This is a genomic window from Pseudomyxococcus flavus (genome assembly GCF_050038885.1).
Lineage (GTDB): Bacteria > Myxococcota > Myxococcia > Myxococcales > Myxococcaceae > Myxococcus > Myxococcus flavus.
The window spans coordinates 3,378,075-3,401,275 of record NZ_CP143624.1 but is presented as its reverse complement, the minus strand read 5'-3'; the positions used below and the strand labels follow the sequence as shown (position 1 = coordinate 3,401,275).

The 23,201-nt window shown below is 70.9% G+C and carries 18 protein-coding genes and 1 pseudogene; 9 read left to right on the top strand and 10 right to left on the bottom strand.

The window, feature by feature from the left end; translation table 11 throughout:
• Window positions 1–4,463: 4,463 nt before the first annotated feature.
• From VZL07_RS14300 to VZL07_RS14270, 7 genes and pseudogenes are all read left to right on the top strand, one after another.
• Window positions 4,464–4,727: pseudogene (locus VZL07_RS14300) on the top strand (LamG domain-containing protein); the annotation flags it as partial.
• A gap of 329 nt (window positions 4,728–5,056) precedes the next feature.
• Window positions 5,057–6,349, top strand: coding sequence for a LamG domain-containing protein (locus VZL07_RS14295; protein ID WP_426756078.1), 1,293 nt, complete (start codon window positions 5,057–5,059; stop codon window positions 6,347–6,349).
• 658 nt (window positions 6,350–7,007) lie between these two features.
• Window positions 7,008–7,799 carry a ParA family protein gene (locus tag VZL07_RS14290; RefSeq protein ID WP_426756077.1) on the top strand — a complete coding sequence of 264 codons (792 nt, stop codon included), beginning with the start codon at window positions 7,008–7,010 and terminating at the stop codon, window positions 7,797–7,799.
• 61 nt (window positions 7,800–7,860) lie between these two features.
• The gene (locus tag VZL07_RS14285) at window positions 7,861–8,751 is read left to right on the top strand and encodes a ParB/RepB/Spo0J family partition protein (protein ID WP_426756076.1); all 891 of its coding nucleotides are present in this window, start codon (window positions 7,861–7,863) and stop codon (window positions 8,749–8,751) included.
• A 3-nt stretch (window positions 8,752–8,754) separates the two neighbouring features.
• Window positions 8,755–9,201 carry a bactofilin BacM gene (bacM, locus tag VZL07_RS14280; protein ID WP_043709801.1) on the top strand — a complete coding sequence of 149 codons (447 nt, stop codon included), beginning with the start codon at window positions 8,755–8,757 and terminating at the stop codon, window positions 9,199–9,201.
• A 3-nt stretch (window positions 9,202–9,204) separates the two neighbouring features.
• Window positions 9,205–9,747, top strand: a complete 543-nt coding sequence (locus tag VZL07_RS14275) for a hypothetical protein (RefSeq protein WP_426756075.1) — start codon at window positions 9,205–9,207, stop codon at window positions 9,745–9,747.
• Window positions 9,748–10,080: 333 nt separating this feature from the next.
• Window positions 10,081–10,272, top strand: coding sequence for a hypothetical protein (locus VZL07_RS14270; RefSeq protein ID WP_426756074.1), 192 nt, complete (start codon window positions 10,081–10,083; stop codon window positions 10,270–10,272).
• A gap of 107 nt (window positions 10,273–10,379) precedes the next feature.
• Here VZL07_RS14270 and egtD read toward each other — a convergent pair whose 3' ends face one another.
• The 3 genes from egtD to VZL07_RS14255 all read right to left on the bottom strand — a co-directional run bounded on the left by egtD (window position 10,380) and on the right by VZL07_RS14255 (window position 13,156).
• Window positions 10,380–11,405, bottom strand: coding sequence for an L-histidine N(alpha)-methyltransferase (gene egtD, locus VZL07_RS14265; RefSeq protein WP_426756073.1), 1,026 nt, complete (start codon window positions 11,403–11,405; stop codon window positions 10,380–10,382).
• Between the two features lie 4 nt (window positions 11,406–11,409).
• A complete protein-coding gene (gene egtB / locus VZL07_RS14260; RefSeq protein WP_426756072.1) occupies window positions 11,410–12,753 on the bottom strand; it encodes an ergothioneine biosynthesis protein EgtB in 1,344 nt (447 codons plus the stop codon).
• A 202-nt stretch (window positions 12,754–12,955) separates the two neighbouring features.
• Window positions 12,956–13,156: a hypothetical protein gene (locus VZL07_RS14255; RefSeq protein WP_426756071.1), complete on the bottom strand. Its 201-nt coding sequence runs from the start codon at window positions 13,154–13,156 to the stop codon at window positions 12,956–12,958.
• 693 nt (window positions 13,157–13,849) lie between these two features.
• On the opposite strand from VZL07_RS14255, the gene VZL07_RS14250 reads away from it, so the two are divergent.
• Together VZL07_RS14250 and VZL07_RS14245 are read left to right on the top strand one after the other, a co-directional pair.
• Complete coding sequence (locus tag VZL07_RS14250; RefSeq protein WP_426756070.1) at window positions 13,850–14,371, top strand: hypothetical protein; 522 nt, start codon at window positions 13,850–13,852, stop codon at window positions 14,369–14,371.
• A 110-nt stretch (window positions 14,372–14,481) separates the two neighbouring features.
• Window positions 14,482–14,862: a helix-turn-helix domain-containing protein gene (locus tag VZL07_RS14245; RefSeq protein ID WP_426756069.1), complete on the top strand. Its 381-nt coding sequence runs from the start codon at window positions 14,482–14,484 to the stop codon at window positions 14,860–14,862.
• Between the two features lie 21 nt (window positions 14,863–14,883).
• Here the strand turns inward: VZL07_RS14245 and VZL07_RS14240 are convergent, their stop codons facing one another.
• The 7 genes from VZL07_RS14240 to VZL07_RS14210 form a co-directional block, all read right to left on the bottom strand.
• Window positions 14,884–17,742 carry an Ig-like domain-containing protein gene (locus tag VZL07_RS14240; protein ID WP_426756068.1) on the bottom strand — a complete coding sequence of 953 codons (2,859 nt, stop codon included), beginning with the start codon at window positions 17,740–17,742 and terminating at the stop codon, window positions 14,884–14,886.
• A gap of 233 nt (window positions 17,743–17,975) precedes the next feature.
• Window positions 17,976–18,239, bottom strand: a complete 264-nt coding sequence (locus tag VZL07_RS14235; RefSeq protein WP_426756067.1) for a hypothetical protein — start codon at window positions 18,237–18,239, stop codon at window positions 17,976–17,978.
• A 64-nt stretch (window positions 18,240–18,303) separates the two neighbouring features.
• On the bottom strand, window positions 18,304–20,070 hold the full coding sequence (locus VZL07_RS14230; RefSeq protein WP_426756066.1) for a chloride channel protein: 1,767 nt from the start codon (window positions 20,068–20,070) through the stop codon (window positions 18,304–18,306).
• Between the two features lie 538 nt (window positions 20,071–20,608).
• Entirely contained in the window at window positions 20,609–21,574 is a 966-nt protein-coding gene (locus VZL07_RS14225; RefSeq protein ID WP_426756065.1) for an ornithine cyclodeaminase family protein, read from the bottom strand.
• Between the two features lie 20 nt (window positions 21,575–21,594).
• Window positions 21,595–22,020 carry a DUF4326 domain-containing protein gene (locus VZL07_RS14220; RefSeq protein WP_426756064.1) on the bottom strand — a complete coding sequence of 142 codons (426 nt, stop codon included), beginning with the start codon at window positions 22,018–22,020 and terminating at the stop codon, window positions 21,595–21,597.
• A gap of 19 nt (window positions 22,021–22,039) precedes the next feature.
• Complete coding sequence (locus VZL07_RS14215) at window positions 22,040–22,348, bottom strand: hypothetical protein (RefSeq protein ID WP_426756063.1); 309 nt, start codon at window positions 22,346–22,348, stop codon at window positions 22,040–22,042.
• A 72-nt stretch (window positions 22,349–22,420) separates the two neighbouring features.
• Entirely contained in the window at window positions 22,421–23,197 is a 777-nt protein-coding gene (locus VZL07_RS14210; RefSeq protein WP_426756062.1) for a class I SAM-dependent methyltransferase, read from the bottom strand.
• Window positions 23,198–23,201: the final 4 nt, after the last annotated feature.

Genomic DNA, 23,201 nt, shown 5'->3' with positions numbered 1-23,201 from the left:
CAGGGGCGCTCCTCCGGTTCGTGCTTCATGCGGAACGGGGCCGCGCCGGCGTCGACATGGAAGCGCTCCGCGGGTCGAGACGTGAACGCAGTCGAGTCCTCCTGAGTGGGCGCGAGCCAGTTCCGGACGAGCCACGCGTTGATGGGGGCGGGCGTTGCGCGGGGCTTCGCGATGGATGCGCGCGGAGCCAGACCCGTGCGCTAACGGGATGCGCCCTGGGCTCGATTCGATGCCCGAGGCGAATCGCGCGTCAGCACGGCATGTGATGGATGGCGTGCGTCCCCGCGACTGAACCCGGTCGCGTTCCACGTGGAGTGGGATGCGCGACACATGCGCCGAAGAGCAGGACCGGCGGGTGGCGTTGCTCGAGGTTCGTCCGCGTTGGACTTGGAGCGGACACCTCGGGTCCACGCCATCACGAAGATTGGATGGTGCTGGCGCGGACGCTCCGCGCGCACCTCGAGGTCCACGTGGACGGGCGCATGCTTCGCGGGTGCTGGGCATCCGATGTTCGCGTGCTCACCCGATGCGGGTTGCACAGGGGACCGGGAAGAGGGGGCGCGCGGGTCGTCATGGCGAACGGCGGCGGCTGACTCCGTCCTCTGCCTGGCGCTCGTTCCGCGTGGAGCTTCACGCTGGCGCCCGGACGTCATCGGGCCGCGTGCTGGGCGGGGTGGTTGTTCGGCGTGGAACCGGAACACGAGGTGCGGAGCCGATTGCGTTACGCAGCCTGGCTTGCTTGTGCGTGGCGCCACCGAAGGGCCCGTTGGAGCAGGAAGAGCGAGCGCGTGGTCGCGGTGACGGATGCGGTGCGCCTGCCGTTCCACGTGAAACAGGGAGCAGTGCAGTCGGCTGCGATGAACGGCTGCGGCGCGCCAATGCCCGTCCTGTCGCCGCTCACGGTGGGGCAGGGCGAGGTGAGCGCGTGGCGTGATGCACGGGGCGACGTGCGCGATGGGCATCACGGCTCCACGTGGCATGGGAAGGAGCGCAGGCGTTCGCGATGAGCGGCAGCGGCGTGCTCATGCCGGTGCTTCGGCTTCCGCTGTGTGCAGCATGAAGGTGCGAGCCCGTGGCCGTGTTCGGCTGGACCCGTCCGGCGTGATGCGCTCCACGGTTCCACGTGGAACAGGAAGAAGCGCGGAGGGCTTCATCATGCGCCTGCCCGGCCCTCCACCCTTCTCGGCGGAGCATGAAGGTACGGACCCGCGCTCGTGATGGGCGGACGCGCCCAGCCAATTCGCTCCACGGTTCCACGTGGAACTGGCGGAGGCTTGGGCGACCGTGATGAGCGGCCGCAGCGTGTTCATGTCTGGCCCTCCACCTTTCTCGGCGGGGCACGAAGCTGTGAGCGCATGGTCATGCTGGGCGGATACGCCCCGCGCGATGCGCTCCGCGGTTCCACGTGGAACAGGAAGACGCTTGGACGGCCGCGACGAACGGCCGCAGCGTGCTCATGCCGGCGCGACACCTTTCGTGCTGAAGCAGCAGGAAGCGAACGCATCGGGCTGGTGAGCCGACGAGACGTGCCCACGCGCGAGGCACTTCACCGTTCCACGTGGAACATGGCGGAGGCCTGAGCACGGGGTTGGTTCGAACCGGCATGGCGTGCCGTCGAGCGAGTCCCTCAGACGTTCCCGGTGGCGCAGGAAGGTGTGAACGCGCGGTCGTGATGAGCGGGCGTGAGTGCCCTGCGCGGCGAGCTCACCGGCTTGATGCCGAGCGGGGTGGAGCCCCGAACGCGCGTCCTGGCGAACGGAGGCGGCTGTCACATCAGCGATGGGCGCCGCCGTTCAAGCGAAGCGGGAGGCGCGCAGGTGGTGCTGCGGGGGGGCGCGCCGCGCGGTTGTTCGGTCGTTCCACGTGGAACAGCGAGAAGTCATGCGGCGGTGGGCGGGCGGACGTCGGGATGAAGAAGCACATCGAAGGTCCCCGAGCCGCACCCGTTGGACGTTCCACGTGGAACATGAAGCTCATGCGCGGCTGACCGCGGTGAGCGCAGTCGCTTCCCCATGCCCGGGCGTTCGCTGCCCGTTCCATGTGGAGCATGGCGACGCGGTCGCCGGTGCGTGAACGCTCGGTGGTCATGCGTGGCGCTCGATTCGCGTTCCACGTGGAACAGGGAGGCGCGGTCGCCGGAACGCATGGTGCTCATGCATGACGCTTGTTCTGCGTTCCACGTGGAACAGGGAGGCGCAGTCGCCGGTGCGGGAGTGCATGGTGCTCATGCGCGGCGCTGGTCCTGTGCTTCTTGTTCCACGTGGAACAGGGAGGCGCCATCGATGCTCGCGGAGCCCGGCTTCCTCGCGCGCGCGGCGCCTGGCGTGTTCCACGTGGAACGCGGGAACGGTGAGCGACCTGCTGCCTTGCTCGCATCCAGCGTGCCCATGCGGGTGCTCGGTTCCACGTGGAACATGCGGGGAGCGTGAGCACGGGGCGCATGGTGATTGAGCGCTCGCGCGTGCGTCGCTTCGCGCCGGTCCATGCGTCAGGTGGGCATGTCGTCGCGGTGGTTGAGTGGGTCCTTGTTCATGCCCGCGCCTCATCGCGCGTTCCACGTGGAACGTGAGCACGGTGCCCACGCCAGTGCGTGTTCGCGGCGCAGCGCCAGTCCCACGTGGAACGCGGACTCCTCCCCACCAAGGATGGCCGTCGTGGCGTGCCCGCGAGCTCGCGGATGCCTGTTCCACGTGGAACGAAGCAGTGCGCTTGGGGGCTCTTCGCGGTGGCTGGCGACGCCGCGACGCATGCGCGCTTCGCGGGGGCAGTGATTCACATGGAAGGAAGAGACGTCGCCCGAGGTGTCACATCGCGGTGGCTGGCGACGCCGCGTGCCTGCGTACTTCGCGGGGCCAGCGATTCACCTGGAAGGAAGAGACGTCGCCCGAGGAGTCACATCGCGGTGGCTGGCGACGCCGCGCGCCTGCGTACTTCGTGGGGCCAGCGATGCAGGTGGAGGCTGTCCGTGCATCGCATCGCTCCGCGCCAGCGAACCGCTCAGCGTGAGCGCGTGCGCCTGATGAGGTGATGCGCGCGCTGACGCGTGCAGTTCGACGAGGTGGAGGGGACCTCTCAGCCGCGGGCCGTTCAGGAGTTGCGCCTCGTGGAGCGTGGTGGGGTGGGGCGCAGTCGCGAACTCGCAGCTGGAGCGGCCGCTGGCTCCTGCTCCGCGTTCATGCCGCGCGGTGCGCTCACGCCGCATGGACCGGCGCGTGCTCCGCCATGCGCTCATCAGGCGCGGCCATGAAGGTGTGGCCTGCGCTCATCCAGCACTCAGCGCCAGTTCCACGTGGAACACGTGGCGAGCTTCGCGGTGGACCGATGCTCCGCATGCGCGTCCCCATCGGCCCACCAGTGGCGTGGGCCGGCTTGATGCTCGCGCTTCAGGTGAGCATCCGCACGCGTCGCGGCGACTGCCGTCCGGGTCAGCCGGTGCACAGGTGCCTGGAGACCCGTGGCCCATGCCGGCTCTGCTTCGTGTTCCGCTCCATCCAGGTCCGCCGAACCGAGGTGTCTGTGTCCTCCTTGTCCGCAGCGTTCAATGCGGTGGCCGCTCCACGCAGCGCGTGGTGCGCGTCGCGGGTGCTGTCACCGTGTCGATGTCCCCCCGCATGCCGTGGGGCGCTCCAGGGGGTGGGGTTCAGGTGGAGTTGATGGTGAGGCGTGGCGGCGTGCATGGCCGCATCATCGGCCCGACGTCATGCCCTGAGTCCGCGTGAGCCGTGCGCTGAGCCGCGCGTTCATGTGGAGCAGGTGGTGCAGGGGGGCCGAGCCGCCGCATCAGTCCGGTCCGGTGCACCTGGGGTTCGTGCGTTGAGGACGTGAGCGGTCCGGGTGACGCATGCGGTGGGGCCCGATGGGGGCGCACCTCGGCGCCGGCACGACCTCGTATCTTCCGGGACGCAGGCGAGACGCGATTTGGCATCGCTGCCGGGTCCATTCGCGGCGTCCGCTGCTTCCAGGCCGCTGCCCCGAGTCGCGCGTCCCCGCTCTCCGCACCTGCATGGGACATCGCGCGCCTTTCATGTGGACCCGACGCAGGTGAAGCACATCGACTTGAACCGCCTGCTCGGGGGCGCCGTCAGCCTGGAGCCCAGGCGTGTCCACGGCGCACGCGGCGAAGCTCGCGACCCATAAGGACACGACACGGGTCATCCAGGAGCAGCGCATCCCCGGGTGCGTTCCGGGCCGACCCGGCTGCGTGTCGCCGGAATGCACGCGCCGCGCTCACACCGCGCGACTCCGAGGGAGCACGAGCGCGCACGCGATGGCGCACCCCTTTCTCTTGCGTGGAAGCAGTGCCGGCGCCTGTCACCTCTGGCGGGCGCGGGCCTTCCTCTCAACCAGGAACCTTCATCATGAGACCCGTGTATCAATACGTCGCGGCCGACGTTCGCCATGGCCAGGACATCCAGCTCGGCGGCCAGTGCCCGCTCGACCTGAGTGGCAACGCGTCCTAGGCCATTGGCTTCTGGCTGCGCCCGCGCGCTCCGTCCTATGACGGCAAGCTGCTGGGGTCCGGCACGAACTGGTACCTGGGCCTGCGCGGCCTGAAGCTGACGTTCAGCCTCCCGGGCATGTCGTCGCATCAGGTCTCGGAGAGCGAGCTGCGGCCGGGCGAGTGGCAGTGCGTCCTCATCAACTTCGAGTCGACCGGCACCCGCGCTGGCAGCTACACGGTCTACGTGGACGGAACGACCCTCCTCGAGGGGAGCCAGTCCAACATCTCGGGCAGCACGGCGCCGTTCGTGCTGGGCACGGCCTGCGACGCGCAGTTCTTCAACGTCGCCTTCTGGTCCGCCATGCGGTCCGGAGACCAACTCAAGCCGGTGTGGGACGTACCGCAGCCGGACCCGATGCTCGTCGCCTGTTACAGCTTCAGCGATGGCTCCAGCGCGGACGTCTCCGGACACAACCTGGGCCAGGCGAGCCTGCTGAACGGCGCGCAGGTGGTGATGCTGGCTCCATCGCTGCGGCTGGTGAACGGGGCGGCGCAGCCCTCACCCCGCGACAGCCTCACGATAGTGGCGGACGGTGGTGCCTTCAGTGTGCATGCGTGGTTCCACCTCGGCGCGCCGTCTCCCAGGCTGACACGCATACCCTGTTCGCGTGCCTGGACAGCGTCAGCAACGAGGGCTTCACGCTGGGCCTGGAGTGGGACGGCACCGGGTACAACGTCAAGACCACCGGGTACGTCGGCGACGGCGGCTCGCGGGGCTGGGGGCACAAGACCCAGCTTCCTCCCGGCGCGTGGCACCACCTGGCGGCCACCTGTGACGGCAGCATGCTGACCCTCTATCTGGACGGCCAAGTCGACATGACCATCCCCGGCGTGGTCCAGCCCACGCTGTCGCAGCCCGTCTGGCTTTTCGGCGCCCAGCCCAAGTCCAACGTCGCGGGCGGGGCCGCCTATGACTTCCAGGGCCACCTCCAGGCGGCGGGGCTCTGGTCCCGGGCGCTCACCGCCAGCGAGGTGCAGCAGTACATGTCGCAGGACCCCAGCGACGTCGATGGCTGCGTGGCGTACTACGCATGGAACGGCACCGTCCTGGGCAACCAGGTGACCGGCCACCCGCCGCTGTTCCTCAACATGGCCACTCCCAGCATCGTCGCCACGCCGCCGTCGGACTCCACGCCACCTCCGGGCGCGGGCGTCGCGGCGCAGCAGCGGGCGAAGGCCGACCCGCCGCTGCCCTCTGCCCAGCTGCGCTTCGCGGAGCCGGTGCCCTTCCCCGACCAGAAGCTGCTGACGCAGGAGCAGGCGCAGTCCGTCCTCGCCTCGCTAGAGCCCCTGCTGGCCACGCTCCCCGAGTCGACGCGTGAGCGGATGCGCTCGCTCTCCCGAGACAACCTGTACCAGGGGCTGGCGCGAGTGGGCGGCTCCGGTGGCACGCCCGTGGGCGCTTTCACCGGCCAGGTGGAGGGCAACCACTTCGTCTATTGCCACCACACCGCGCGCGGCAAGGTGGAGGCCGGCCGGATGGAGCTGAGCGTCAACACCCAGTGCGTCGGGTGGATTGTCACCGTGGCCGCGACGGGCTTCTCCATGCTGCTGTCTGCGTTCGGAGTGGGCTTCGCGGGCGCGAGGCTCATCTCCCCCATCGAGAAGGCCGTCACGGAGAGCACCGCGCTGCTCAACACGGTGAAGCGCGTGGCGGAGGGCTCTGCCCAGGGCGCCGACAGCATCATCCGAATCATCAAGGCGTTCTACACGGCGGGGACCCTGGGCAAGATCCTCGGCGCCGTGCTGACGGGGAGCTGGTTCACCATCGCCGCCAACTGCGCCATGCTCATGCTGCAGGTCGCCGCGCTGTGGTCCACAGGCGGGGCGCCTACGTGGCCATCGTGATGCTCCAGCTCGTGGCCAACTTCGCGCTCTTCGTCTACGTCCTCACCCAGAAGCCGGCCGGCTGCTGACGTCCGTACGGCTTTCTCCGCGTCCGGGGCTTCCGCTCAGGCGGGCGCCTCGGGCGTGGGGCGACCCCGGTGGCTCCGCACGAAGTTCCCCGCCGCCGACCTCCTGAAAACGGGCACAGAGGTCCGCGGGCCCTCCGCACCGGCGAGACCCGGCCCATCAGCCGATATTCCCGCTCGCCCGGCTGCTGCCGCCCCAACCGTGAGCCCCCGAAACGGCTCCACCCGGAACAAGCGGCCAGACCCAACCCGCGCCCCCATCCACCGGGTACAGCCTCGGAAGCGCGGCCCACGAGCCGGCGGCTCGGCCGCATCATTATATAGGGGGCTGACATGGGCCCTCCGGGGTCCCGTTCGACTGGCCCCGCGGCGCGTCACCTCCTTATATAAGGAGGGCACACCCGGCAGCCCGGCCTCCCCAACGGGACCTCAGGTCCGCGCAATCCCCCGTGAGGAGAGCAGGGAGGCAAGGCTCGCCGTGAATTTGATCCGATACCAAACCGCGTGCTAGCAGCGTGGATCAGCGCGCAACCGTGCACTGCATCACGCGCGGGGCCCTGGCCAACGGCCGGGGAGAGAGAGGATGGGCCACCGTGGGTCGTATCATCTGCATCTCCAACCAGAAGGGCGGCGTCGGGAAGACCACCACCGCCATCAACCTCGCCGCGAGCCTGGCCTCGGCGGAGCGACGCACGCTGCTGGTGGACATGGACCCGCAGGGGAACGCGGGCAGCGGCCTGGGCATCAAGCAGGACAACATCCACGGCACCATCTACGAGGCGCTCCTCAATGACCGGCCCATCCAGGAGCTGCTCCACCCCACGGAGCTGCGCTACCTCCAGGTGGTGCCCGCCACGCCGGACCTGACCGGCGCCGAGGTCGAGCTCGTCAACCAGGACAACCGCGAGTTCCGCCTCCGCGACGCCCTGCGCCCGCTGGCCTCCGAGTACGACTACATCATCATCGACTGCCCGCCGTCGCTCGGCCTGCTGACGCTCAACGCGCTGTCCGCGGCGGACTCGGTGCTCATCCCGCTCCAGTGCGAGTACTACGCGCTCGAGGGACTCTCGCAGCTGACGCACACCATCGACCTGGTGAAGCAGGGGCTCAACCCGGACCTGAAGATGGAGGGCATCCTGCTCACCATGTTCGACTCGCGGGCCAACATCGCCCACCAGGTCGTCGAGGAGGTGCGCGGGTACTTCAAGAAGCAGGTGTTCGAGGTCATCGTGCCGCGCAACGTGCGCCTGTCCGAGTGCCCGTCCTTCGGAAAGCCCATCATCCTGTACGACATCAAGTCGAAGGGTTGTGAGAGCTACCTCGCCCTCGGCCGTGAGCTGATGAAGCGGGACACCCCCAAGAGCCCTCGCCGGCGCGTGGCTTGAGCCGCGCCCCTGTGGGCCATGGCCGCCGTGAGCCTGCTCGCGGCGGCGCTGGAGTCACGACGTGGTGAAAGCAGACGTGCAGAAGCGGGCCCTGGGCCGCGGGCTGTCCGCCCTCATTCCCCAGGCGGGCGCCACCGGGTCCGGCAAGGGCGAGCAGGCCCCGAAGGCCGGCGTCCTCAAGCTCCCCATCGAGTCCATCCACCGCGACAAGGACCAGCCGCGCCGCTACTTCGACGAGGAGAAGCTCAAGGAGCTCACCGAGTCCATCAAGGCGCAGGGGCTGCTGCAGCCCATCCTCGTCCGCAAGGACGGTGACGGCTACCGCATCATCGCGGGCGAGCGCCGCTGGCGCGCGTCGCAGGCGGCCGGCCTCAAGGAAGTGCCCGCCATCGTCCGCGAGGTGACGGAGGTCCAGGCCTTCGAGCTCGCGCTGGTGGAGAACCTCCAGCGCGCGGACCTCAACCCCATCGAAGAGGCGGAGGGCTACAAGCGCCTGGTGGAGGAGTTCAAGCTCACGCAGGAGCAGGTCAGCGTGCGCGTGGGCAAGGAGCGCTCCACGGTGGCCAACGCCCTGCGCCTGCTGGCGCTGCCGGCGGACGTCAAGGGCATGGTGGCGGACGGCTCGCTCAGCATGGGGCACGCGCGCGCGCTCCTGGGCGTGCCGCGGCTGCCCGAGCTGCAGAACCTGGCCCGCCAGGTGGCGGAGAAGAAGCTCTCCGTGCGTGACACGGAGCGGCTGGTCCAGCAGAGTCGCTCCAGTGGGAAGAAGGACGCGGGCAAGGCGGCACCGAAGCAGAGCCCGCAGGTGAAGGCACTGGTGGAGGAGCTTCAGCGGCGGCTGGGTACCAAGGTCCGGCTCACGGAACGAAGCCCCGGAAAGGGCACCATCGAGGTGGACTTCTTCTCGTACGATGACCTCGACCGGCTCTTGAAGCTTCTCAGGAAGGAGTAGGACGTGGCGCTCCTTGGCGGGAAAAAAGACGAAGCACCCAGCAAGCCTCTGTTCAGGCGGGAGGAGGAATCCGTGTCGCAGCGTTCTGGTGAGGTCCACACGCTCCTGGGCAAGGGGAGCGAGTTCGAGGGCAAGCTGACCTTCGAAGGGCAGGTCCGTATCGACGGCAAGTTCCAGGGGCAGATCATCACCAAGGACGTGCTCGTCATTGGAGATGGCGCCAAGGTCCAGGCCGAAATCCAGGCCGGCACCGTCATCATCAACGGCCAGGTCGAAGGCAACGTGAAGGCGACGCAAATCATCGAGCTGAAGACGCCCGGCCGCGTGAAGGGCAACCTCGAGACGCCGTCGCTGTCCATGGACCGCGGCGTCATCTTCGAGGGCTCGCTGAAGATGGAGAACCTGGGCACCGGTCCCCGTCCGCCTCCGCCGGGTGGCGAGAAGAAGTAAGACGTGCGCCCCTGGAAGCACATGGCGCCAGCCACGCTGCTGGCGCTGACCCTCCTGGGCGGCTGCAAGGGCTGCAAGGGGGAGTCTGCTTCCACCACCGGAGGGGACGAGGGCCGCGCGTCCTCCATCCGCTCCGGTGTGAAGGTGCCGCTGCCGGACGGCTGGTCCGCGCAGGTGGCGCCGGATGAGAGCTTCCAGGCGGGCCCGCCCGGCCGCCCCGTGCTGCGGGTGGACCTGAAGCGAGGGGACGGCGAGCAGATGCCCTCCGTGGACACCCTGGCCGACCGCATCCGCGAGGAGCTGAAGGACTTCGAGCTCTCCTTCGACCAGGAGGAGACGACGGACCGCTACGCGCTGGTGCGCATCACCCTGGCGCCCCGGCTGGCGGATGGTGGCGTGGGGCAGGAGGCCCCCGGCTTCTTCGGCGCGCGGCGCGTGGACGATGACTTGTTCCTCTGCGCCAGCCTGCCGGGTGCCTCGCCCGAGGAGGTCCGGCTGGCCACCGAGGCGTGCCGCGAAATCCAGGTGCAGGGCGCGCTCCCGTAGCGCCGCGCCTCGCACTCCGGGGCAGGCCAGCGTCGCGTGGCGCACCCTTCGTTCAGGGGAATCACACGGTGAGGCCGGTGGGGTGTCGTCTCCTGGAGGTGAGGAGGCAGGCGAGCGTGCGCGTGTGGCGGACATGTGAACATCCAGCGCGCCTCCGGTGTCTCACCGTTATGAATCCACGGTGCACTTCCGTGCACGTCAACGTCGTCATCCACGCGCGGGGGCTTCCCCTGGCCGTCACGAATCTCTAACCTCACCCTCCCGGACTGCGTTGGGTGCTCGCTTTCGACCCATCCAGGACCTCCACGCAGTGCCCTCGCAAGGAGTCCCCGCATGTCGTTCTCCGGAATGCTCCCCCTCCCGCTCGCCACCGTGGACCTTTCACCCGTGGGTGAGCAGCTGATCGCCGTGGGCGGCCTCGTGGTCGCTGGGCTGGGGGCGCTCTGGGCCGCCTGGACGCGTCCGTCCGCGCAGCCGGTGCCCGTCCCCGTGCGTGGCGCGTCGCGCCGCAACCCGCGCCGCTGAAGCGCGGCCTTCTCTTCCTCCGCCGTTTCACCGGTGAAACGGCGAAGGGCGCGGAGGCGGGGTGATGGTCCCCGCCCGCGCGCCCCTCGTGGCACCTGGCCTCGCGCTCAGCGCTTGAAGGCCAGCGAGAGCGCGAAGTCACCCGCGGCGTCCGTCCACCACTCGGACAGGTCCAGCCCGGCCTCCGACAGCTCCGCCTCCACCTGCGGCTGGTGGAACTTGCAGCTCACCTCGGTGCGCAGCACCTCGCCCTCGGCGAAGTCCACCTGCTTGCGCAGCGTGGACAGCCGCACCGTCTGCGGCCGCCGCGACACCAGGCGCATCTCCACCCACGCGTTCGCCTCGTCGAAGGGCGCGAAGTGGTCGAAGGCATCCGGGTCGAAGTCCGCGCCCAATTCGCGGTTGAGCACCTTGAGCACGTTGCGGTTGAACTCGGCCGTCACGCCCGCGCTGTCGTTGTAGGCCGCGTACAGCCGCTCGCGGTCCTTGATGAGGTCGGTGCCCAGGAGCAGCCCGTCTCCCGGTTGCAGCCCCGCGGAGAGCTGGCGCAGGAAGAGCGCGCGCTGCGCCGGCTTCAGGTTGCCGATGGTGCCGCCCAGGAAGGCGACCAGTCGCCGGCCGCCGCCGGGGAGCTGACCCAGGTGCCGCTCGAAGTCGCCCACCACCGCGTGCACGGTGATGCCGGGGTACTCGCGCGCCAGCCCCGCCGCCGCGCGCCGCAGGAAGACCTCGCTCACGTCGAAGGGGACGAAGCGCGCCAGCTGACCCGCCGCCTCCAGCGCGTCGAGGAGCAGGCGCGTCTTCTCGCTGGTGCCGCTGCCCAGCTCGATGAGCGTGTCCGCGCCGCTGAGGCGGGCGATGTCGCTGGCGTGGGCCAGCAGGATTTCGCGCTCGCGCCGCGTCGGGTAGTACTCCGGCAGCCGGGTGATGTCGTCGAAGAGCTGGCTGCCGCGCTCGTCGTAGAGCCACTTGGGCGACAGCTCCTTGGGCGTGCCGCACAGGCCCTGGAGCGCCTCTTCCCGCAGGGCGCGCTTCGCGTCCCCTGGCTTCACGTACACGTCCACCTGGACACCCGGGGTGTGCTGCGCGTCCTCTCCCGGAGTCATCACCGTTGGTACCGTCGTCACCCGCATCGCCTCACCTCGCGTCCCGTGCACATCGGAAGCCGGCGAAAATCTGCCGGCGGTTGGGGAAGTCCCAGTTGCGGAAGCCATTGCGCACCGCGACGGGTGCGCTGGCCCACGCGCCTCCACGAAGGACCTTGTAGGCGTCGCCGAAGAACACCTCGGAGTACTCGCGATACGGGAAGGCGCTGAAGCCCGCGTAGGGGCGGAAGTCGCTCGCGGTCCATTCCCACACGTCGCCCAGCAGGCCCCAGACGCCGTCGTGGCTGACGCCCTCCGGGTAGCTGCCCACCGGCGCCGGGCCCCACGTCCCGCCGCCCAGGTTCGCGTGCGCCCGCGTGGGGGGCGCGTCGCCCCAGGGGTACTCTCGCGGCGTGCCGTCACTGCCGCGCGCGGCCTTCTCCCACTCGGCCTCGGTGGGCAGGCGCTTGCCGGCCCAGCGCGCGTAGGCGTCCGCCTCGTACCAGCACACGTGCTGCACCGGCTCGTCCCTGGGCAGCGGCTCCACCTGGCCGAAGCGGCGGCGCAGCCAGGTATGGCCACCCTGGGGCAGCCAGAAACCCGGGTGCTTCCAGCCCTCGGCCTGGAGCACCTCCCAGCCCCTGGGGTGCCACCAGCGCGGATCCTCGTAGCCCCCCGACTCGACGAAGACGAGGTAGTCCCCGTTGGTGACGGGGTGCGCGTCCATCAGGAACGGCGCGACGTGCTGCTGGAACGCAGGCCGCTCGTTGTCGTAGGCCCACGGCGTGTCGCTGCCCAGCCGCACCGGGCCGCCGGGGATGAAGACCTCCGCCTGCGGCACGGCGCCAGGGCGCGGACGCGGGCGCGCCGAGGGCACGGGGTACTCGGGCGACGTCATCAGTTGCAGCGTGGCGGCCAGCGTCTCCGCGTGCTGCTGCTCGTGCTGCGCCACCATGCCGAAGACGTAACCGCTGGCCAGCAGCGGCGCGGTGCTGTCCTCGGGCAGCGCGTCCAGGTGCTCGCGCACCGCCTCGCGCACGCGCCGGGCATACGCGAAGGCGGACTCGGGGGGGAGCAGCGGCAGCTCGGCGCGCGTGGAGCGCGGGTGCCGGAAGGCATCGTAGATGGCGTCGAAGGCGGGGTCGGTGATGGCCGGAGCGCCGAGGGCGCGCAGCAGCCACTGCTCCTCGTAGTTGGCCACGTGCGCCACGTCCCAGATGAGCGGCGACATGAGCGGCGAGTGCTGGCGCAGCAGCTCCGCCTCGGGCAGTCCGCCCAGCATGGACAGCACACGCGCGCGCGCTGCTTCCAGCTCGGACCAGGCCTGTGACTTCCAGGATGAACGCCTCCCGCAGTCCTCTGGCGGGCCTCTCCGCTCCTCGGCCATTTGGAACATCACCCGTCCAAGGTAGGGAGGCGCCCGGCGCGGAGGTAAGCCCCTGCCTCACTGCCGCCCGGGTCGCTCGTGTACGACTTCACGTTGCCTTCGCGTCGGAGCGCTTCTTTTAAGCGCGGCTCCCGGCGGCATCGTGCGTAAAATCTGGAAAATCGATGAAGTAGTTGAAGCTCAAACACTATGGGCGCGCGTGGGCCGTTGATCAGGGCGAGCGCGGCACGCGGGCCAGGCCGAGCAGGGTGAGGGTGCGGGAGCGCTCGTCCCAGGCGTACTCGAGCTCCAGCCCGTGCTGGGGCACCACATGCCGCGCGACGAGCCCCTCGGAAGCGGCAGGCTCCCGCAGGGCCGCGTCTCCCAGGCGCTCCAGGATCTGCTGTAGCGCATGGAACGTCTCCGCCGTCATGCGGCCCACCTCTCGCCACGCTTGTGGCGCGTAATGCACACGGTGGGGTCCTTGTCGTTGACGGAGCTGCGGCATGTCCCGGTGTCCTTCGTCCTTTCCGGCCGTGCCTGCATGCCAATGGCGTGCCTTGGACCCACCCCTAGGATTTTCAGTGATGTGGGACAGCAGCCGCCTCCGTCATGCTGCAGGAGTTACAGACTGGCGAGAGTCGGGACGGAAGAAAGGACAGGCTCGAAGTCCCGGGAGTCGCAGTTTCCATGCCCTCCGGGACCGCTTGCTGGAGGTGCATGCGAGGCAGGGTGACGCGAGCGCCCCAGCGGCGCGCGGGCCTGACGGAAATGCGAGGCCCGCTCGGTGGCTCCGCGGGTAGAGGAGGCGTGGCCCGTCGGCGCGGGGGGGCGAGGCTCTGCCTGGTGGCCCAGCGGGGACGGCGCCCGCCGATGCCGCCGCGCGAGGCCCCGCCTGAGTGCTCCGTGGGAGGGTGGCGCCCGCAGGTGCCGCCGTGCGGGGCTCCGTCTGGGCGCTCCGCGCAAGGGGGCGCCCGCGAGTGCCGCCGCGCGGGGCCCCGCCTGGGCGCCCGCCGTGGAGGCGGCGTCCCGGGCCCCTGCCTCGTACTGGCTGCCCGCCCGTTCCGCCCGTGCCCACGTTGACCTCGGGGCCAGGCATGCGGCGGGCCCTGGCAAGGAGGGATGGATGGCTCGGCGGAGGTACACTCCCTGGTCCGCCACGAACGGCCTGCTCTTCGGCATGGCCGCGGGTGTGGTGCTGGCCCTGGCGGAGGTGGTGCTGGCGGTGGCCGCGGGGGACAGCCCCATGCGTCCGGTGCGCATGTCCGCGGGCGTGGTGCTGGGGCCGCCGGCCTTCACGGCCCAGGTGTCCGACGGCACGGCCCTGCTGCTGGGCGTGGGCGTCCACCTGGTGATTTCCGCGGTGGTGGGGCTCTTCTACTCGGTGCTGGATGCCCTGCTGCCGCCGGATGGGCGCGGGCGCTGGGAGTTCCAGTCCGCGGTGGGCATGCTCTACGGCCTCTTCGTGTGGCTGGTGAACTTCCAGTTCGTCGGGCGCGGCTCCTATCCGTGGTTCACCGACGTGCCGCAGTTCCCGCAGTTGCTGCTGCACGCCGTCTTCCTGGGGTTGCCGCTGGCGATGCTGTTCACCGCCGCCGAGCGCCGCCGGCTGCTGCTGGACGCGGCGGAGAGCACCCCCGCTGGTTGAGACGCGCGTGTGCTTTGAAAAAACGCGGAAGGTATGGTGAAAGTACCCGACCTTGAGGGTTATCCAGGGGCCCGGGGCCGGGGCTCCTCCTTCCGTGGACTGACACACGCATGGACACAGAACTGGCGAGCATGCTGGGGGCCGCGTCGAGAGCCGCCCGGGTGCGAATGGGACTGACACAGGCGGATGTCGCCGAGCGCATTGGCATGGCGTCGGAGGTGTACGGGCGGCTGGAGCGGGGCCACATGCTGCCCAGCGTCCAGAACCTGCGCCGGCTGTGCATGGTGCTGAACGTGCCGCCGCACGAGCTGCTGGGCCTGGGCGAGGGCTTCACGGCGCCGCCGCCCGTGAAGGAGAAGGCGGCGGCGAAGAACCGCGAGGACGACACGCCGGAGATGCGGCGGTTGATGCGCAACCTCCGCAAGCTGACGGCCGTGCAGCTGAAGCTGATGAACCTGGTCGCCTCGGCGATGCAGCACAAGAAGAAGTAGGCGGCGCGCGGCCCGCCGTGGCTACGGCAGGTTGCGCGTGACGAAGGGGAACGTCTGGATGACGAAGTTCCCCGCGAAGTCGTCCATCCACACCTCCACGGTGTGCGCGCCATCCACCAGCTCGCGCGTGTCGAGCTCCGCCGCCCAGGTGCCGTCCGGCTGGAGCGTGGCGGCCCGGATGCCGGAGCCGTCCCGGGTGAAGGCCACGCCGCGCACGCCGCTGAGCGGATCCGCCACCCGCGCGGTGAGCCGAATCACCCCGCTGTAGGTCTGCCCCGGCGCCGGCAGCAGCAGCGCGGCCTCCGGTGCCGCGTTGTCGTAGCGCACCGTGCGCGACAGCGTCGTGCGCAGGCCCGTCTCGCTCGTCACGTCGATGGTGAAGGTGTTGTCCCCGGGCATCAGGTCCAGCGTCGCCCGCACACCGCCTCCGCCCCGGGGCAGCGAATACGTGCGCCCGGTGGACAGCGTCACCGTCGTCGCGGAGGCCGCGTACACGCCGATGTCATAGGGCAGCGTGTCCCCCGGCTGGGGCCCCACGAGCCACCCGTCCGGCAGGCCGGTGGACACCCACGGCGCCTGTCCGTCCACCCACACCGTCAACATGTGCTCGGTGACGTGGCCCACCGAGTCCGTGGCCCGCACCAGGATGAGGTTCTCCCCGGGCCACACGTCCACCCGGTGCGTCACGTCGCCGCCGCCCGCGGGCACGTCCGACACCTGCACCCAGTTGGTCTCCACGCGCACCGGCGACCAGTCCCGCACCACCATGCGCACATCCACGCTGTAGGCCGTCTGCGCCGCGCCCGGGGCCGGCGCGAGGAAGGTGACCTCCGGCGCGGTGTTGTCCACCATCACCGTGGCCTCCTCGCTGGCGATGCCGCCGAACGAGTCGGTGGCGACCAGCCGGATGACGTTGGGGCCGTCCACCAGCGGCAGCACCGTGCCCACGTAGCCGCCGCTGGGGTCCGGCGCCACGGGGTGGCTCACGCCCTGGATGACGAAGGCCGCCGAGTCGATGAACGCGCCCGCCGCCAGCGGCGTGACGAAGCCGCACACGTCCAGCGTCAGCGCGTCCGTGAAGCCGGGCAGCCCGCACAGCGTCACCGACGGCGCGGGGAAGGGCGACGGGTGGACCTCCACCGCGAAGGACGCGGTGCTGCCCAGCCGGTTCTCCCGCTCGGGCGCCAGCGTCACACCCGAGTACACCGCGCGCAGGTCCTGCTCGCCCAGCTCGCTCCAGGTGGCGGCGCGCGGACGCCACACGACGGTGTACATGCCGTCTCCGTCCGCGTCGTTGTCCGCGCCCACGGTGACGCCCGCGACGGAGAACGTCACCACGCCCATGCCCGGGCCCCGCGCCTCCCAGCCCCGGGCATCCTCCACGCGCGCGGACAGGGTGTTGTCCAGCGCCACCGTCAGCTCGCCGCTCGCGGGTGCCAGCAGCGTGGTGGTGGTGGGGACTCCGTCGGTGGGCGGCGGTGGGTGGGTATACGTGGTGACGCGCGCGGAGCCCTTCACCCCGGTGGCCTCCTGGGACGCCGCCACCACCATGACCTCCGAGGTCAGCGACGGCGCGAGCCCTTCCGGCGCGGTGATGGTGAGGGTGACGGTGGCCTCGGTGTCGGGCGCCAGCTCCAGCGTGGTGCGGCTCAGCGTCGCCGTCCAGCCGACGAGCCCGCCCTGCGTGCTCAGGCGGTAGCTGTCCGTCTGGTAGCCATGGTTGCGCACCGTGAGGGGGTAGGTGACGGACTGCGCGCGCGGCAGGTCGTGCTCGAAGGGCCGGCGCGCCGCGCCGCTCACGGTGACGCCCACGCTGTAGTCGCCGAAGCACGCCAATCCCAGCGAGGCGAAGGTGGTGGGGATGTCCGGGTAGCGCGTGCCCGCGCCCCAGCTTCCATTTGGCGCCTGCCGCGCCTTCAGCCACTCGAGCGCCTCCGACATGCGCCCGTCCGCGCCCGGCTTCCGGCCCGCGAGACACAGCGCATACAGGGAGATGCCGGTGGCGAACTCGTCCGGCGCGTCGCCTTCGAGCGAGCCCCAGCCCGGCGTGCCACCTCCAGCGCGCGTGGACAGCAGGCGCGTGGCCATGGCCTCCAGGGCCTGGGTGTTCTCACCGTTGGCGCCCGGGCCCGCGGCCTTGAGGCCCACCATGGCCCAGGCCACCTGGTGCGTGTAGCGCTGGCCATCCATCGTCGGGCCATCCGTCAGGTCGTTCATGTGCGCGCGCACATAGGCGGCCGCGCGGTCCAGCGCCGCCTGGTACCGCGCCGCCTTCGCCGGAGCCACGCGCTGCCGGGCCTGGGAAATGGCCGTCATCATCCGCGCGGTGATGCCGACGTTGCCGTAGCCCACCGGGTAGTAGGGGTAGTCCTCGCGCCAGCGTCCGCTGGCCTCCTGCCGCGTCAGCGCCCAGTCCGCGGCGAGCACCAGCGCCTCCGAGTACCGCGTGCCCAGGTGCGCGTCGTAGCCCGCGAGCCCGAAGGCCGAGTAGCTCGTCTTGGCGCTCGGGTAGTGGATGCCCTCGTGGTACCAGGAGCCGTCCGCGCGCTGCTCGGACACGAGGCGCCCGGCGAAGGACTCCAGGTTCTGCCGGTTGGTGCGCCCGTTGTAGGTGAGCGCGTCCAGGTCGTAGCCCGTGGTGCGCGCGTTCGCGAGGCCGAACATCGCCGCGCCGTGGCGGTGGCACGACGTGCAGCCGAAGCGGATGGCCCAGTTCTCCGCGTCCGCGCTGAGGAAGTTGATGGCGCGCTGCGCTGACTCGGCGTTGGTGGCCGCTCGTGCGGGGTTGGCGAGCACCAGCACCGCAAGCGAGACGAGGAGGAGCGTGCTCCACGCGCGCGTCGGGCGTGGTGGGGTGAGGGCATCAAGGCGTGAGGGCATGGGGGCGCGCTCATGCAAGCCCGGAGCCCGGGGTCGTGGGCGCGCGCCTGTCTCCCAATGCAAGACAACCCTCGCGCCGAACGAGGGTCCCTCGTCACCCCGAGGCCCTTTCACCCGAGGCATTCGAGACACATGCGCCATTCCTGCTCATCGCGCGGAGGCGCTGTGGGTGGGGCGTCCGTGGGGTGGAGCTGAAACGCGAGGCACTTCGCGGAGGCGGTGCTCGCGCTGAATCACTTGCATCCGCGTGAGTCATTGCACGGGCCATCGCGAGGGGCTGGGGGCGCGTCGCGCGGCGGCTCGGGGCTTCCAGGGGCGGAATGGGTCGGCGGAAGCTGTGGCAGCGGCCAGCCCTCGAACATTGGCCAGGCGCGATACACGGAGCGGCGCTCCTCGGGCGTGGGGACGTGCTCGGGCGGCGCGGAGGTGGACTCGGGAGGAACGGGCGGCGGGCGACGGAGCAGGAAGACGCTCAGCACCAGGCACAGCAGGGACATGAGCACGATGCTCCATGCGCGCGCTGGTCCGTGCAGCATCCGCCGGTCTTCCACGCCGTGTCCCTCAGAAGGTCCCCTGTCTCAACACGTCGCGCTTGGAGATTGTGCCGAGCAGCCGCCGCTCACCGTCCACGACGGGGAGCCGCTCCAGCGACGTCTCCGTGAAGCGCGCGGCGACTTCGCCCAGGGACAGGCCCGGGGTGATGGGGCGCACGCGCGCGTCCATCAGGTCCGCGGCGATGGTGGCGTGCAGCTGCGAGTGGTCCGGCAGGTGGCCCTTCAGCTGGTCGAGCACCAGCGCGCCCCGGTACCGGCCCTCGTCGTCGGTGACGTAGAGGTCCTCGCCCAGGGGCTGCTCGAGCAGGGACGCGAGCACCTCCTGGAGCGGCGCCGACGGGGGCACGCGCTGGCGCACGGGCTTGAGCAGCGCGCGGGCGCCTTCCTGGCGCAGCCAGTGCGGCACGGTGGCGGGGACGCGCACGTTGCGGCGGTTGAGCACGGCCGTGTACAGCGACTCGGGCTCCAGGCGCCGGCTGACCGCGGCGGACACCACGGCGCTGAGCATCAGGGGCAGCACCAATGGGTAGTCGCCGGTGAGCTCGAAGATGAGGAGCACCGCGGACACCGACGCGTGCGTGGTGCCCGCGAGGATGGCGCCCATGCCCAGCAGGGTGTACGCGCCGCTGGGGGCGCCGCCGGGGAGCACCTGCTCGGACAGCATCCCGAACGCGCCCCCCAGCAGCCCTCCGTAGAAGAGCGACGGGGTGAAGAGTCCGCCGGGCACTCCCGCGCCCGCGCAGGTCGAGGTGAGGGCCAGCTTCGCCAGCGGGAGCAGCAGCAACAGGGACAGGGGCAGCTTGCCGAGCAGCGCCGCGTTCACCGCGTCGTACCCGTTGCCGAGCAGCTGCGGCAGCCACACCGCCGTCACGCCGACCACCATCATGGACAGGAGGGGCAGGAAGGGCGCCAGCCACGCGGCCGCTCGGTCCAGCAGGTCCGACATGGCGTTGATGGCGCGCACGTAGAACGCGGACGCGACGCCCAGCACCGCGCCCAGCAACACGGCCAGCAACAGCTCGCGCGGATGCAGCAGCGCGTAATGGGGAATCACGAAGCTCGGGTGGTCCGCGATGAGGCCGCGCGACACCATGGTCGCCACCACGCACGAGACGACGATGGGGCCGAACAGCTCCAACGCGAAGCTGCCCAGCAGGACCTCCAGCCCGAAGAGGGCCGCGCCGATGGGGACGTTGTACGCGGAGGCCATGCCCGCGGAGGCGCCACAGGCCACCAGCAGGCGGGCCTGACCGGGGCCCAGCCGCAGCCATTGGGCCAGCGAGGAGCCGCTGGCCGCGCCGGTGGAGAGCAGCGCGCCCTCGCGGCCCAGCGGCGCGCCCAGCGCCACGGCGAGGATGGACACCAGCCCACGCAGCAGCGCGCGGGGCAGGGACAGGCGGCCGGACTTCACCCAGATGGACTCGATGATGCCGGCGGTGCCATGGCCGCGCATGGGACGGCCGACGAGGAGCGTCAGCATCGTCACGAGCGCCCCGCCGAGCACCGGGATGAGCACGCGGCGCCACGTGGGGGCCGCGGCGACGCCCGCGAGGAAGTCCTCGCTGGTGCTCCGCCAGAAGAGCTGCTGCGTGAAGTGCAGCACCTTCAGCAGCGCGACCGCGCCCAGTCCGGCGATGAGCCCCACCGTGACGACCAGCAGCCAGAAGCGCTGCTCCGGGCCGGTGATGCTTCCCAGGAGCGTCCTGACGAAGCGGCTCCGTCCGCTGGGACCGCCCACGCCGAGAGGGCTGTTGGCTGCGTGTCGGGCGCCCACGCCGTTCCAAGTTAGGCGCTGCGCCAGCGGTGGGCGGCTGGGCGTCCGGGGCCGGTTGTCTGTCGCCCGGCGTGGGGTGCCTCGCTGCCTTGCGCCTGCCTGGGAAGGGCGGGTGTCAGGGCAGGGGCCAGGCGCGAGGTGGGGCTCCGCGCTGCTTCATACCTGCGCAGGGAGGGTGGGCATCGGGACAGGGGCCGGACGAGGAGTGGGGCTCTGCGCTGCTTCATGCCTGCATGGATGGGCGTCGGGACAGGGGCCAAGCGCGAGGTGGGGCTCCGCGCTGCTTCATTCCTGCGCAGGGAGGGTGGGCATCGGGACAGGGGCCAGGCAGTGACGCGGGTGCCTGCCCGGTGGGATGGAGCGTGCAAGGCCGGGTGCTTGTCGTCCGGCTGCGGGCGGGGCCCTACGCCAGTGGCGCCCGCCTGGCGGGCGGCTGGTGTTCGGCGGCCAGTGCGTGGCGCTGGTGCCTGCCCGCCTGGCGAGGCGGGGCGTGCAGGCACCGCACATGGCGCGTGGCGCCTGGCCGGCCTTCCTGGCCTCAGCTCCCGACGATGTCGAAGGCCTGTCCGAGCCCGCGGGCGAGGGCGGCGTCGTAGAGGGCGCGGGCCAGGGCGACGTCCTGGAGGGCGAGCCCGGTGGAGTCGAAGACGGTGAGCTCGGCGTCGCTGGCGCGGCCGGGCTTCTTGCCCGCCACGACCTCGCCGAGGGTGCCAGCAATCTGCTCGGCGCGGAGGAGGCCGTCGTGCAGCGGGACGTTGACCTCGCCGGAGTGGAGGGCCTGCTCGGTGTCGTCGATGAAGACGCGGCCTTCGGTGAGCAGGCGCGGGTCGAGCTCCTGCTTGCCGGGGGCGTCCGCGCCCATGGCGTTGATGTGGGCACCGGGCTGGAACCACTCGCGCTTCACGACGGGGGCGCGGGCGGGAGTGGCGGTGCAGACGATGTCGGCGCCGCAGGCTTCCAGGGTGCTGACGATGCGGCCGCCCTTCTCGGCCTGGAGCGCCTTGGCGGCGGCCTCGGAGGTGTCGGCGAGCAGCAGCTCCAGGCTGTCGCCGAAGACGGCGCGGTGCGAGTCGATGAGCACGCGGGCCTGCACGCCGCAGCCGACGAGGCCCAGGGTGCGCGGCTGCTTCCTGGCGAGGAACTTGGAGGCCACGCCGCCGGCGGCGCCGGTGCGCCAGGCGGTGAGCAGGGTGCCATCGAGGATGGCCAGCGGGGACGCGGTGTCCGGGTCACTGAGGATGTAGAGGGCGCGGACGGTGGGCAGGCCGTGCTTCTCCGGGTTGCGCGGATGGGCGTTGACCCACTTCACGCCCGCGGCGCCGTCGAGGAACGCGGGCATGGCGCGGAAGTCGCCGTCGTACTTGGGCAGGGAGAGGTACACCTTGGGCGGCATCAGCGACTCGCCGAGGCCGTGGGCACGAAAGGCCCGCTCGACGGCGGAGAGGCCGAGCTCGACGGTGTAGAGGCTGCGGAGGTCCTGCGCGCTGAGGATGAGGGTGGGCATGGCGGGGCTATATAGCGCCCCTACGCCGGCTGCGCGTCCACCCACTCGGCCAGGATGTCGGCGTGGCAGGGGCCGGGCTTGCACCAGCAGCCCAGGCGTTTGCCACGCAACGTCCGCACGGCGGCGCGGTAGTCCGCGTCGTGCCGTGTCCGCAGCGCGAGGTACCAGCGGAACGCGTCGAAGGCGTCCTCGTCGGGGCCCATGCGACGCAGGGCTTCCTCGCGGATGCGCGCCCGCTCCGCTTCCGGCAGCGCGACCAGCCACGGCTCGAAGTAGGTGCGCAGCATGGCGCCCGGAGTGCGCACGCCCCCGGGCTTGAAGGGGTTGCCGAAGCGGCCGGGCACCGGGTTCAGCGGGCTCGGCTTCGCGTAGGCGCGGAAGGCCCGGCCCACGTACACGTCGCAGCCTTCGTGGACATGGACCGCCGTGGTGCGCGTCACGGTCATCGGTGCGGCCTCGCGAGGATTACTTCTTTCGCTTCTTGCCCGCGGCGGGCGCGACGACAGGCTCGGGGGGCTTCTCCGCGGCGGCCTTCAGCGCGTCGCGCTCCTCCTGCACCTTGGCGAGCTGTGCTTCCAGCTCGCTGACGCGCTCCTTCAGCGTCGCGTTCTCCTCGCGCAGCGTGTCCGCGTCCTTGCGCAGCGTGTTCGCCTCCACGCGCGCCCGTGTCAGCTCGCGCGACGACGTGCAACCCACGGCGAGGGGAACCACCGCCAGTGACACCACCGTCATCCATGCCTTCATGAGGTTCAGCTCCTGGACGCCTCGGCCCATGGCCTCGAATCCAGGAGGCCCGGCGTCGCGTCGCGGAGCGTAGACAGGGTGTCGGTGTCATCGGAAGCGGGCTCAATTGGTTGTATCTCCAACGACGTCGCCGCGGACCTCGTGAATCCAGACGTACTCAGGGCCCCAGGTGAAGAGCAGCCGGTGCTTCGAGACGATGGTGAAGCCCGGCGCCTCCACCGGCCGCGTCACGGTGAGGACGCGGGTGCCCGGACGGCAGGTTCGGAAGCGCTCCACGAGCCGGGCGCGCGTCTGCGGCGTCAGCGCCGTCCAGTTGGTGAAGACATGCGTCGCATCCTGGAGGTCCGCCTGCGTCGCGTCGCCCAGCACGAGCTGCGCGCCGGCCCTCTCCACCGGCTTGCTCGCCAGGGCGACGTGGTGTTGCATCAGCTCCACGCCCCGGGCCTCCGCGCCCAGCCAGCGCGCGGCAATCAGCGTGCGGCCCCGCCCCGCGCCCAGGTCCACCAGCCGCGAGCCCGGGCCCAGGCCCGCCTTCCAGAAGAGCCACACACCCGTGTGCACCGGCATCTCGCCGTACATCAGCTCGTTGAACACCTGCCCACTGGCCTGGAGCACCCGCGTCACTTCGAAGGAGCGCTTCAGGCGGTACGGCGAGACGAGCACCTCGCGCAGCCACAGCCCCAGGTACGGCGGGAGCAGCCGGGGCCGGCGCAGCAGCACCAGGACGTCACCGAGCCGGGTGAACAGCTCGATGAGCATGATGCTGATGCGCAGGACGACCAGCGCCGGCAGCGACATGCCGTAGTCGTCGTCCGGCGCGTCGCGCCGGGGCTTCACCGGCGGGCTGGAAGGGGGCTCCATCATGTCCGTGGAGCCCATGACG